At 41.6% G+C, this 11,893-nt stretch carries 12 protein-coding genes; 5 read left to right on the plus strand and 7 right to left on the minus strand.

The annotated features are described in order from the left end of the window. Positions 1–22: 22 nt before the first annotated feature. On the minus strand, positions 23–553 hold the full coding sequence (locus tag Q3A68_RS04760; protein WP_302899908.1) for a DUF7935 family protein: 531 nt from the start codon (positions 551–553) through the stop codon (positions 23–25). 89 nt (positions 554–642) lie between these two features. On the opposite strand from Q3A68_RS04760, the gene Q3A68_RS04765 reads away from it, so the two are divergent. After that, complete coding sequence (locus Q3A68_RS04765) at positions 643–996, plus strand: HesB/IscA family protein (protein ID WP_302899909.1); 354 nt, start codon at positions 643–645, stop codon at positions 994–996. A gap of 65 nt (positions 997–1,061) precedes the next feature. Here the strand turns inward: Q3A68_RS04765 and Q3A68_RS04770 are convergent, their stop codons facing one another. Then, positions 1,062–1,781, minus strand: coding sequence for a TlpA family protein disulfide reductase (locus Q3A68_RS04770; RefSeq protein ID WP_302899910.1), 720 nt, complete (start codon positions 1,779–1,781; stop codon positions 1,062–1,064). Positions 1,782–2,145: 364 nt separating this feature from the next. Here Q3A68_RS04770 and Q3A68_RS04775 point away from each other — a divergent pair, with 364 nt between their 5' ends. The 3 genes from Q3A68_RS04775 to Q3A68_RS04785 all read left to right on the plus strand — a co-directional run bounded on the left by Q3A68_RS04775 (position 2,146) and on the right by Q3A68_RS04785 (position 5,364). Beyond that, entirely contained in the window at positions 2,146–3,243 is a 1,098-nt protein-coding gene (locus Q3A68_RS04775) for a lipase family protein (RefSeq protein WP_302899911.1), read from the plus strand. Positions 3,244–3,301: 58 nt separating this feature from the next. After that, on the plus strand, positions 3,302–4,543 hold the full coding sequence (locus tag Q3A68_RS04780; protein WP_302899912.1) for an ABC transporter permease: 1,242 nt from the start codon (positions 3,302–3,304) through the stop codon (positions 4,541–4,543). A gap of 287 nt (positions 4,544–4,830) precedes the next feature. Next, the gene (locus tag Q3A68_RS04785; protein WP_302899913.1) at positions 4,831–5,364 is read left to right on the plus strand and encodes a hypothetical protein; all 534 of its coding nucleotides are present in this window, start codon (positions 4,831–4,833) and stop codon (positions 5,362–5,364) included. Between the two features lie 94 nt (positions 5,365–5,458). Here Q3A68_RS04785 and Q3A68_RS04790 read toward each other — a convergent pair whose 3' ends face one another. The 5 genes from Q3A68_RS04790 to Q3A68_RS04810 are packed head-to-tail and all read right to left on the minus strand — an operon-like array spanning position 5,459 to position 10,585. Continuing rightward, positions 5,459–6,193: a tyrosine-protein phosphatase gene (locus Q3A68_RS04790; RefSeq protein ID WP_302899914.1), complete on the minus strand. Its 735-nt coding sequence runs from the start codon at positions 6,191–6,193 to the stop codon at positions 5,459–5,461. A gap of 2 nt (positions 6,194–6,195) precedes the next feature. After that, the gene (rfbB, locus tag Q3A68_RS04795) at positions 6,196–7,248 is read right to left on the minus strand and encodes a dTDP-glucose 4,6-dehydratase (protein ID WP_302899915.1); all 1,053 of its coding nucleotides are present in this window, start codon (positions 7,246–7,248) and stop codon (positions 6,196–6,198) included. Between the two features lie 15 nt (positions 7,249–7,263). After that, entirely contained in the window at positions 7,264–8,289 is a 1,026-nt protein-coding gene (gene galE / locus Q3A68_RS04800) for a UDP-glucose 4-epimerase GalE (RefSeq protein ID WP_302899916.1), read from the minus strand. After that, complete coding sequence (locus tag Q3A68_RS04805) at positions 8,289–9,275, minus strand: UDP-glucuronic acid decarboxylase family protein (RefSeq protein WP_302899917.1); 987 nt, start codon at positions 9,273–9,275, stop codon at positions 8,289–8,291. Before Q3A68_RS04805 ends, galE begins: the two co-directional genes overlap by 1 nt. Continuing rightward, positions 9,275–10,585, minus strand: coding sequence for a UDP-glucose dehydrogenase family protein (locus Q3A68_RS04810; RefSeq protein WP_302899918.1), 1,311 nt, complete (start codon positions 10,583–10,585; stop codon positions 9,275–9,277). Before Q3A68_RS04810 ends, Q3A68_RS04805 begins: the two co-directional genes overlap by 1 nt. A gap of 65 nt (positions 10,586–10,650) precedes the next feature. Between Q3A68_RS04810 and Q3A68_RS04815 the strand changes: the two genes are divergently transcribed. Then, entirely contained in the window at positions 10,651–11,874 is a 1,224-nt protein-coding gene (locus Q3A68_RS04815; RefSeq protein ID WP_302899919.1) for a 3-deoxy-D-manno-octulosonic acid transferase, read from the plus strand. Positions 11,875–11,893: the final 19 nt, after the last annotated feature.

An 11,893-nucleotide genomic window follows, 5' to 3' on the forward strand; every position in this document is an offset into this window, starting at 1 on the left:
TTCAAATGGACACATTTTCAAATTAAAACAACGCTTCCATATCTTCCCTTACGATCTTCAAAGCGATATCATAGGGATTATCCTGCAAATGGCTTAAATGGGCCAATATAGTTTTGCTCAAATCGAGGCCCGTTGCGGTTTCGGGCAATGCCTTTACCGCATTGGTTACTACGCTTAGCGTATCATCCTTCACACGGGTAACAACCGCCCATGCACGACTGCTCACATATACTTGTTGGGTTATATTGTGCTGAAATTCGCTGCGGATATCGGTCGCCACAATGCTGTATAGCTCGGCGGCTGAAAGACCGGGCTCGCTCAGGCGGACAAGCATATTGGCAGGATTTACCCGCTCCACAAACAATACAATTCGCTCATAAGCTTGCAAACGCAAAGGCAAAGTCTGGTTGCTGATAGTCTTTTTCAACTCAATAAGCTGCATGCTTTCTGATTTATCCAGGTAAGGTTTTATTAAATAAAAGGCTACGTAAACTGTAGCGATACCAGCCATGGTAAATTTCAAAATGTCGAATAAATAGTTCGTTAGCACCATATTTTTTATGTTAGGCAAAGGTCATAATAATTGACAGGCAACAAAAATCTGCAATTTACCTTATATTTGTATGTTTAATTTAAAATAAGATGAGTACTGCTGTTGAAACTGCATTAGCACCGGTTAGCTTTACGCAAGGCGCTGTTAAAGAGCTTAATAAACTAAAAGATCAGCAAGAGCTGAGTGATGATTTTGGTCTCCGTGTCGGCGTTGAAGGTGGAGGCTGCTCTGGTATGAACTACGTTTTAGGCTTCGACCAGAAGAAAGAAGGCGACCAGGAATACATGATTGATGGCATAAAAGTATATATGCATAAAGCACATGGCTTATACCTGGTGGGCATGCAGATCGATTTTCAGGATGGATTGAATGCACGTGGTTTTACCTTCAATAACCCGAATGCCGCCAGTACCTGCGGTTGTGGTTCGTCATTCTCGGTATAATAATATTTTAGAGATATTTTGAAAAGCATCCGCCGAAAACGGATGCTTTTTTGTTTCTGTGGATATTATTTCAATTGTTCAATAGTCTTTTCGATCCAATAAGGGACATTCCCATTATTATAGCCCAAACTATTAAAACGGATTACCCCTTTTCTATCAATCACAAGGCTAACCGGGCACTCTGTGATCTTGTAATTGTTAAACAGGGGCCATGAGTTAGTAACTATACGAAAATCAAATGGAGATACCTTCACAAGTCTTTGCACATCTTCTTTTCGATCTAGTGTTATTGCAATAAATGCCAGATCCGGATTATTGTGATATTCTTTAACCAAATGATTCAGCTCTGGCATTTCATATCTGCATGGCGGACAAGCTATGAACCAAAAGTTCACAACGACTATCTTTCCGTCCAAATCAGAGGATTTAATATCAATACCATTGATATCTTTCATATCGAAGAATTTAAAATGGGCACCTGTCTTAAAAAAACCGGTTTCATTCGGCTCAGGCGCATTTGAGGCGAGCTCGTCATCGATTTTTTTGTCCCTTTTAGCTAATATAAATACGGTTGTATCACTGTCATCATGAACGGGCTTTAAGCGATACTGTCCAGTGGCCATCATTTTTCTCCATTCTGAGTAATTATATTTTACCCCGTTTGAATCAGCAACAACCGTTTTCTCATTAAATCCAAGCTGTTCAATTGGGACCTTGATATCGGTTTGCGCCGAAGCGAGAATGCTATTTAAAATAATAACCAAAAATGTCAGGTATTTAGCCATAAGGTTTAGTATGATATATCAATAAATTATGTTCGCCAAATTAATAATTAAAATGATTCATCTATTCTATAACAGTATTAATATCTTTCTATAAAAGCTAAATTGATATGCAATTGATTATTGGATATTTTTTACTAATTCGCAATAAAATCTACTTTATGTATCATTCCCGATACTTTAAAAATAAATATGTGATATATAGGAACATTTAAGCTGATTTATACGTAACAGGTAACACTAAATAGCTATATATTCTTTGTGTTGTGAAAGTTTTTAAATATCTTCAACCAATCTTACCTGCAGTCCTCGTACCAAACGCTGGATCCAAGTTGTCTTTTACACAATCAATCACCCTATTTTAACTATGAAGTATTTCTACATTCTTCTGTTTTGTCTGTTTACGACCTCGGTATGTAATGCCCAATTATTAAAGCCCGGCTTTGATGCCAAAGAGTACCTGGAAATGCTTCGTATATCGCGGCAGCAATTTAACGACCCCATTAAGGACGACCACACTCCATTGCCAAAGCAATATGGACTTGTTTACCGCTCGCCCGAAGGTCCACTTAAAAATCGCTGGGACTTATGGGTAAATAACAAAGGCATTGCCGTTATCAGTATTCGTGGCACCACACAGTCGGAATTAAGCTGGCTCGAAAACTTTTATGCTGCTATGGTTCCAGCCACTGGTAAACTACATATCAGCGATTCGGAAGATTTTGCTTATAATCTGGGCACTAATCCAAAAGCTGGTGTGCATATTGGCTGGCTATTGGGCCTTGCTGATCTTTCAAAAACAATCCTGCCAAAGATCTATTGGCTGTACAATTCAAAAAATATCAAAAACTTTATTATAGTGGGACATAGCCAGGGCGCAGCTATTGCGTGTATGCTGCGTTCGTATTTAGGCGACCTGCAAAGTAAACAACTGCTTGCCAATGATATTACCTTTAAAACTTACTGCAGCGCGCCACCAAAACCAGGTAATATTTATTACAGCTATGATTTCAATTACCTTACCCGTAATGGATGGTGTGTATCAGTAGTGAATGCTGCCGACTGGGTTCCGCAAACACCGTTCACCATTCAGACTATCAGCAATTTTAATACACCAAACCCATTTGTTAATATAAACGAGCAGATAAAGAAACAGCCTTTCTTTAAGCGTCTGTATGTAAAACACATATATAACAAATTGAAAAAAACGCCAGAGAATGCCCAGGATACACATGAAGAATATCTTGGCAAACTGGCATATACATTTGTGCAAAAACAATTGCCAAAATTCAAAGAGCCTGTTTATTTGAAAGACAATAACTTTACTGCCTGTGGCACTCCAATTGTTTTAATGCCTGATAACACCTACCGCAAGCAATTCCCTGATGATCCGAAAGATGTTTTTGAACATCACATGTTCTGGCCGTATTACTACCTGGCCCAGGCAGAATATTTAAATCAATAAAGGTTGTAACAAACCGGCATATCGTATAGTCATATAGAACAGAATTCTGATTTACGGTATGCCGGTAAAAACCTCGCTCAAAGAAAATATATCCATAGCATTACAATCCATAGCCGGCAACAGGTTAAGGACATCGCTCACTGCGCTTATTATTGCTATTGGCATTATGGCTTTGGTGGGCATTTTAACAGCTATAGGTGGCATTCAGAACAATCTGAATGATGCGTTTGCAAGTCTTGGTGCAAATTCATTCACACTGCAAAACCGTGGTGAAGGTCTCAATTTTGGCGGAGGCGGTCACCGCAAAGTATACCCCTCCATTACTTACGAACAGGCCGCCCGGTTTAAAGAACTATTCAAGCTTCCGGTTAGTACTTCCATCAACCTGAGCGTAACCGGAACAGCAGTAGCCAAATATGGGAATGTTAAAACCAATCCTAATATATCGGTTACCGGTTCGGACGAGAATTATCTGATAACTAGTGGCCGTAAAATAGCATTCGGAAGAGATTTTTCTTCGTCAGAATTGGAACACGGAGATAACGTAGTGATGATTGGCGAAGACATCAGGAAGCGCCTTTTTAAAAATGAAGATCCTATCAACAAGCTCATCTTTATAGGTAATTACAAATTCAGAATAGTTGGAATATTTGCATCAAAAGGATCCAGCTCAGGCTTTGGCGGTGATAAATTCTGTGTTATACCGGTTTTGAAAGCCAAGCAAATGGACACGCTGAAGAATATTTCATTCAATGTAACGGTAAAAACAGCCAATCCAAACGTGTTAGATGCTACCATCGGGGAGGCAACCTCTGCATTCCGCAACATTCGCGGTTTAAATATTTCGCAAGCTGATAATTTCGAAATTTCACGAAGCGACTCTATTCAAAAAGAACTGGACAGCAATATTGCAGCTTTAACAATCGGGGGCTCAGCCATTGGCTTTATCACGCTGGTTGGCGCTGCTATTGGATTGATGAATATCATGCTGGTTTCTGTTACCGAACGCACCCGCGAGATTGGTGTACGAAAAGCCATTGGTGCCACTCCGGCCATCATCCGTAAACAGTTTCTGATCGAAGCTATTGTGATCTGCATTATTGGTGGCATTGGCGGTATAGTACTCGGGATAGCAGTAGGGAACCTGATAGCCGTACAGATCAGCGGATCATTTGTGATCCCATGGTTCTGGCTAACGGTGGCTATCATTGTTTGTACATTAATTGGCCTGATATCCGGATATTATCCTGCGAATAAAGCCTCCAAGCTTGACCCCATCGAGTCTTTGAGATACGAGTAGAGGCGAAAGACTAAAGCTGAAAGGCGAAAGCTAAAAGGTAAAAATTCGTATACTTTTCAATTCATCTTACCAGCTCACTTTGTGCCTGTAACTCAGCAATGATTTGTAAAAATAAAACTGGCAAATCTGTAAACAATAAATTTCCTGTGGATGTTTAAGTAGTATAAATCCTTATAACACAACCTCCTAAATTTTCATCCGATATTTCCATTCATATCAGCCGGTTAACGCACTGATTTTGAATGTACAGATATTTTACTAAGGTGCGGTACTTAAATTTAATTGATATGAAAAGGGGGAAAATAGTCATCATGATGACTTGCTTGGTAATGTTCGGATTGACCAATGCATTTGCACAAAGCAAAAAAGAAAAAATTCAGGCTTTAACAAAAAAAGTGGATAGCCTTGAAAAAGTATTGTCCGTTAAAAATGAAAGTGTAGTTCAATTGCAAATTAAACTAGCAAAACTGGAGGGCACAAAAGAGGCACACGATGAAGTAATAAAACGACTTGAAAATAAATCTGACAGTCTGAAGGAATTGCTTATTACCAAAAATCTGACGGTTGAAAGCCAGGCATCCAAAATAGCCCAGTTAAATAAAGACCTAAGCGTATTACAGGCACAGCAAAAAGAGTGGACCAGTAAAAATGATACATTAACTATTGAGTTAAATTCACTGAAACAAAAACCAGCCGACTCCTCTGCAACAGCCGTTAAAGATTTAGTTAAAGACTCAAAGTCAACAGGGTCTCCGAAAGAAGAAGGGAAAGCAGGTAACATAACTACTGGCAATAAACAGGACCCGATAGTAAAAAATTAGCCCTGCGCCAGAGCCAGGAACCAAGAGTCAAGAGCCAGGATTTTTTTCCTTCTTTCTTGTATCTTGGTTCTTGTCTCTTGACTCTATTGTGAATCTATTTCAAAAGTATATTCTTCAACGGGTAATCCTGCAGCAGACGTTGTACGTATGGGGTGTCGAGTGCTTTTCTAAAGGCAGAGGCATGTCGTAAATGGTGCATGTCGCTCGACATAAAGTCGACAATCTCATTGTCGACCATTGCCTCGGCCATTTTTTTTGCATCCTTGCCGTAATACCCGGTTAACGATATCGTGTTGATCTGCAGGTCGCAGCCCCAATCGCGCAGGTTTTTTAATTGTTCAATATCCAGGTAAGAATATCTTTCTGGGTGGGCAAGTATAGGTTTATATCCCAACTCCCTCATACGCTGTATCACCCCGATGACATTCATGGGCAGGCTAATGAATGAGAGTTCGAACAATGCATAATTATCACCCATGGTGAGCAACTTATGCTCGTTTACACGAGCCTCAAAGGTTTCATCAAAGTAATGTTCAGCAGCAGCTTCAATTTCTACATCGATCAACTGCCTTTTCAGTTCTGTTTTTAAAATTGCGAGCGCGTTGCCAATCGTTTCAGGCGTATTCCGGTAGTAATCGGCCATAACGTGGGGAGTAGCAATTATCTTTTTGATACCCGACTCCATCATCCTTATGATCAGATCAATGGATTGACCAACATCCTGTGCACCATCATCGATACCCGGCAGAACATGCGAGTGCATATCGACGGCTATCGATTCGTAATTCACCGGAGTGAGCGTATCTTTCTTCTTAAAAAAACTAAACATTACTATCTGTTAGCGTACTGTTCACTATAATATTGCTGGTAATGGCCCGAGGTAACGTCAGTGAGCCACTCTTCATTTGCCAGGTACCAGTCAACGGTTTTCTCCAATCCTTCTTCAAAAGTGATACTTGGCATCCAACCCAGCTCTTTTTTAAGTTTGGTGGCATCAATAGCATATCTTAGATCATGCCCGGCACGGTCCGTTACAAAAGTGATCAGTTTAGCCGATTCGCCTTCTGCCCTGCCGAGTTTCTTATCCAATATAGCGCATAGCAGCCTGATCAGGTCGATATTCTTCCACTCGTTATGGCCGCCGATATTGTAGGTTGTTCCAGCCTTTGCCTCATGGAATATCAGGTCAATGGCCCGTGCATGATCTTCCACCCAAAGCCAGTCGCGCACATTCTCCCCTTTCCCATATACGGGTACGGGCTTATTTTGTTTGATATTATTTATAGCTAAAGGAATCAGCTTCTCAGGAAAGTGAAAAGAACCGTAATTATTTGAACAATTAGAGATTACGATATCCAATCCATAAGTATCGTGATAAGCCCTTACAAAGTGATCAGAACTAGCCTTTGACGCAGAGTAAGGTGAATGGGGGTCGTAATTGGTAGCCTCCGTAAACATACCATCTTCGCCCAGGCTACCGTACACCTCATCTGTCGACACATGATAAAAACGCGTTTTATCATATTTACCTTTCCAATAATGACGGGCAGCATTTAACAAGGTTACGGTACCCACCACATTGGTCATCACAAACTCAATTGGGTTGGTAATTGACCTGTCAACATGCGATTCTGCTGCAAGGTGAAGCACTGCATCAGGTTGCTCCGCTTCAAAAAGCTGATTAATAAAGGCGGCATCCGTAATATCACCTTTTACAAAACGATAATTAGGGAGGTGCTCAATATCTTTTAAGTTAGCCAGGTTGCCGGCGTACGTCAATTTATCGAGATTGACAATAGTATAATCCGGATAATTTTTTACAAAACGGCGTACAACATGCGACCCTATAAATCCCGCTCCGCCTGTAATAATTATTTTCTGCATGTTCCTATTCTAAAATTATTGGACAGGGTTTTGCGCAATATATTTTTCCCAAGCCCAGGCAGATGACATCATAGCGTCTATACCCAGTTCGGCTTTCCAATGCAATTTTTCTTCTGCTTTGGATACATTACCCCATACCTGCTCCACATCGCCTGCGCGGCGTGGGCCTATTGTATAATTTAATTTCTCGCCCGTAACCTCTTCAAAGGCTTTGATGATCTCCAGCACCGTGTTACCATTACCGGTACCAATGTTGAACACATCGTATCCTTTAAATTCATTTTTTTTCATCAGGTGTAAAGCAGCTACGTGTGCTTTTGCCAGATCGACTACGTGTATATAATCACGAACGCAACTACCGTCTTTTGTATTATAATCATCGCCAAAAACGGTTAATTTTTCGCGTTTGCCAATAGCAGTTTGCGTAATGAAAGGCACCAGGTTTTGCGGTACGCCGATGGGCAACTCTCCAATCAAAGCGGTTTCGTGCGCTCCCACCGGGTTAAAATATCTTAACGCGATTACTTTGTAGGATGATCCTGCTGCTATGGTGTCAAACAAAATCTCTTCGGCTATCTGCTTTGTATTGCCATATGGCGATTGCGCTGGTTTGATAGGCGCCTGCTCGGTAACCGGCAATACATCCGGCTGACCGTAAACCGTACAGCTTGACGAAAACACAAAGTTGATCGGTTTGCCATAATAGCTTTCGAGCAAATTGATCAGCGAATAAATATTATTACGATAGTATTTTAATGGTTGCTGCACCGATTCGCCAACAGCCTTAAAAGCAGCAAAATGAATAACCCCTGCAATATCGGGCTCAGCAGTTGCCAGGTTTTTCACGGCATTTTCGTCACTCAGGTCAAGTTCATGAAACACAGGCCTTTTGCCTGTTATTTTGGTGATCTGATCTAATATTTTAGGCTGAGAGTTAGAAAGGTCATCAACTATTACCGGCTCAAAGCCAGCATTAATCAACTCAACCACAGTATGCGAACCTATGTAGCCAAGGCCGCCTGTAACTAATATTTTCGACATTATCTTTTATTATAATAGGTAAAATCCTTATGCTGAATTTCATGCGCCGGAAGCGATTTGAAGTACTCATAAGTAATTTTCAAACCTTCGCTCCGCGATACCTTTGGCTCCCATCCCAAAATCTCTCTTGCCTTAGTTATATCAGGACGACGTTGCTTAGGGTCATTTACCGGTAAAGGCTTGCTGATCAATTTTTGATCCGTTCCGGTAAGTTTAATAATCTCTTCGCCAAACTCCCTTATCGTGATTTCATCAGGGTTACCGATATTCATCGGCTGGGTGTAGTCGCTGAACAGGAGGCGGTAAATACCTTCCACCAGGTCATCCACATAGCAGAATGAACGGGTTTGTGAACCATCGCCAAACATGGTAAGTGATTCACCCCTTAATGCCTGACCGATAAATGCCGGCAACACACGGCCGTCATTCAGGCGCATACGCGGGCCGTAGGTATTAAATATCCGGACAATACGTGTTTCCAAACCATGAAAATTATGGTAAGCCATAGTAATAGCTTCCTGGAAGCGTTTGGCCTCGTCATACACTCCACGCGGGCCAACCGGATTTACATTTCCCCAGTATTCTTCGGGCTGTGGGTTCACGGTTGGGTCGCCATATACTTCTGACGTAGAGGCGATCAGCATCCTCGCTTTTTTCGAACGAGCTAAACCCAAAAGATTGTGTGTACCTAACGAACCTACTTTTAAGGTCTGAATCGGGATTTTTAAATAATCTATAGGGCTGGCAGGCGAAGCAAAATGAAGTATATAGTCTAATTCTCCGGGCACGTGAACAAATGTCGATACATCGTGCTGGTAAAACTCAAAATTAGGCAGTTTAAACAGGTGGTCGATATTACGAAGGTCACCGGTGATCAGGTTATCCATCCCGATAACATAAAAATCCTCCTTAATAAAGCGGTCGCATAAGTGCGAACCTAAAAATCCGGCGGCCCCTGTTATGAGTACCCGTTTACGGTTGTCCATTATCCTATAACTTTTCTGCCTATGCTGTTGTAATAAAACCCGCAGTCGATCATTTTTTGCAGATCGTACAGGTTACGGCCATCAAAAATAACTTTATTTTTTAGTTGATTCTCAAGCAAATCAAAATCAGGTGTACGGAATACCGACCACTCGGTTACGATTAACAGAGCATCAGCATCCTTAAGTGCATCGTATTGATTTGCCGCGTAGCTGATCTGATCACCCAATAGCGTTTTTACATTATTCATTGCTTCGGGGTCAAAAGCAGTTACCGAAGCGCCTTCCTTCAATAACTCTTCGATTACATATAATGAAGGCGCTTCGCGGATATCATCCGTTTCAGGCTTAAAGGCCAAACCCCACAAGGCAAATTTTTTGCCTTTGATATCGCCTTTGAAATATTTCTTCACCTTTTCAACCAGCGATTTCTTTTGAATCTCGTTCACCTTCATTACTGAGTTGAGTATCTTGAAGTCATACGCATTTTCTTCTGCCGATTTTGCCAGCGCCTGCACGTCCTTGGGGAAACAGCTGCCACCGTAACCAATACCTGAGAAAAGGAAACGGCGACCAATACGATCATCAGAGCCTATACCGCGCCGTACCATATCCACATCCGCACCAACCAGTTCGCACATATTGGCAATCTCGTTCATGAAAGATATTTTGGTTGCCAGGAAAGAGTTAGCCGCATATTTGGTGAGTTCTGATGAGCGCTCATCCATATAAATAATCGGGTTGCCCTGACGTACGTAAGGTGCATACAGTTCGCCCATTAGCTTCCGTGCGCGCTCGTCCACAGTACCAATCACTACGCGATCAGGTTTCATAAAATCATCCACAGCAACGCCCTCGCGCAAAAATTCCGGGTTAGATACCACGGCAAATTCCATTTCCGTATGCTGTTTCATAATAGCGGTCACCTTATCCGCAGTGCCCACCGGCACAGTCGATTTGGTAACGATCACTTTATATTCTCTTATCAATTTGGCTATATCTTTTGCTGCCCCCAACACATAACTCAGATCGGCAGCGCCATCGCCACCCGGAGGAGTTGGCAGGGCAAGAAAAATGATTTTTGCTTCGACGATGGCTTCAGCGAGATTGGTTGTAAAATGTAACCTGTTTTGATTAATGTTCCGGTTAAATAATTGTTCGAGACCAGGTTCATAGATCGGCACCTGGCCGTTCTTCATCATCTCTACTTTTTTTTCGTTAATATCTACACATATAACCTGGTTTCCGGTATCAGCTAAACAGGTGCCCGTAACCAGACCTACGTAACCTGTTCCAACCACAGCAATTTTCATAGTATTTATTTATGTTTTTTATAGTTAGTACTTTTACCCCCGCGAAGGTAATAATTTCAAATTCAATGTTGCTACTTTACAACTTAGGAGTCAGGTTTTATTTCATTTTGATAATTATTGCTTCTTTTTTTAATAAAAAAGCAAAACTTTGGGCCAATGGCAGAAAAAACACAAACTACAGGCAGTTCAGTAAAAGCGCATGGTTCCACTTCGCATCCCTGGGCGAGTATGAGCAGGGCCTGCCTGTTTTGATCGCCTACCGGGAGAGATATCCCCACACAAAAATTATCATAACATTTTTTTCGCCTTCTGGTTTTGAGATCAGGAAAAATACTTCTTATGCGGATGCCGTCTACTATCTGCCATTAGATACTGCCTCAAACGCCCGGAAGTTTATCGATGCCATCGATCCCGCTATAGCCGTATTTACCAAATATGAATACTGGTACCATTTTTTTAGCGAGCTTCACGACAGGGAAATTCCCTTGTATATCATTTCAGGAATTTTCAGGTCTGACCAGGTTTTCTTTAAATGGTACGGCGGCCTGCACCGTAAAATGCTCGGCTTTGTGACACGATTTTTTGTACAGGATGATAATTCCAAGCACTTGCTGCAGAGTATTGGTATCAGTTATGTATCTGTAAGCGGCGATACCCGTTTCGACCGCGTCTGGGCCAATGCCCAAAATCCGAAATCATTCCCGGCCATATCTGAGTTTATACAAGGCAAAAAAACATTTATAGGAGGTAGCACCTGGCCAGAAGATGAGCCGTTATTGGCTAAATTGGCTGTGGATCACCCTGATTGGAAATTTATCTTCGCACCGCATGAAATAAAAGAGGAAAAGATCCACAGGTTGATTGAGCTATTGCCCCCGAATTCATCCATCAGATATTCACAACTTACTGCGTCGGAGGTCGGAAGTCACCACTCCCCACAAACTTTGATCATTGACAACATCGGCATGCTGTCTTCCCTTTATCAATACGGTCAAATCGCCTACATCGGAGGGGGCTTTGGAGTTGGGATTCATAACACCCTGGAGGCTGCAGCTTTCGGCCTGCCGGTCATCTTCGGACCAAATTACGATAAGTTTAAAGAAGCTAAGGATTTGATCGCTCTGCAAATCGGCTTTAGTATCAGCTACGTAAGTGAGTTGAAAAAGACTTTTGATTTTTTAACAGAAGATGAACTGCGCTACCAATCCATCAGAAAAAAGATCGGGGAGTATATAAAAGAACATACAGGCGCGACGGAGATGATCATGGGATATCTTACTTCAGACTAGCAATGTTTTTTAATTGATA

The organism is Mucilaginibacter tolerans, from assembly GCF_030519375.1.
GTDB lineage: Bacteria > Bacteroidota > Bacteroidia > Sphingobacteriales > Sphingobacteriaceae > Mucilaginibacter.

Bases quoted from the DNA above. Each gene is read 5' to 3' on its own strand.
- Q3A68_RS04805 (WP_302899917.1), bottom strand. From the start codon at position 9,275: ATGGACAACCGTAAACGGGTACTCATAACAGGGGCCGCCGGATTTTTA.
- Q3A68_RS04775 (WP_302899911.1), top strand. From the start codon at position 2,146: ATGAAGTATTTCTACATTCTTCTGTTTTGTCTGTTTACGACCTCGGTA.
- Q3A68_RS04760 (WP_302899908.1), bottom strand. From the start codon at position 553: ATGGTGCTAACGAACTATTTATTCGACATTTTGAAATTTACCATGGCT.
- Q3A68_RS04770 (WP_302899910.1), bottom strand. From the start codon at position 1,781: ATGGCTAAATACCTGACATTTTTGGTTATTATTTTAAATAGCATTCTC.
- galE (WP_302899916.1), bottom strand. From the start codon at position 8,289: ATGTCGAAAATATTAGTTACAGGCGGCCTTGGCTACATAGGTTCGCAT.
- Q3A68_RS04765 (WP_302899909.1), top strand. From the start codon at position 643: ATGAGTACTGCTGTTGAAACTGCATTAGCACCGGTTAGCTTTACGCAA.
- Q3A68_RS04790 (WP_302899914.1), bottom strand. From the start codon at position 6,193: ATGTTTAGTTTTTTTAAGAAGAAAGATACGCTCACTCCGGTGAATTAC.
- rfbB (WP_302899915.1), bottom strand. From the start codon at position 7,248: ATGCAGAAAATAATTATTACAGGCGGAGCGGGATTTATAGGGTCGCAT.
- Q3A68_RS04810 (WP_302899918.1), bottom strand. From the start codon at position 10,585: ATGAAAATTGCTGTGGTTGGAACAGGTTACGTAGGTCTGGTTACGGGC.
- Q3A68_RS04785 (WP_302899913.1), top strand. From the start codon at position 4,831: ATGAAAAGGGGGAAAATAGTCATCATGATGACTTGCTTGGTAATGTTC.
- Q3A68_RS04815 (WP_302899919.1), top strand. From the start codon at position 10,651: ATGTTGCTACTTTACAACTTAGGAGTCAGGTTTTATTTCATTTTGATA.
- Q3A68_RS04780 (WP_302899912.1), top strand. From the start codon at position 3,302: ATGCCGGTAAAAACCTCGCTCAAAGAAAATATATCCATAGCATTACAA.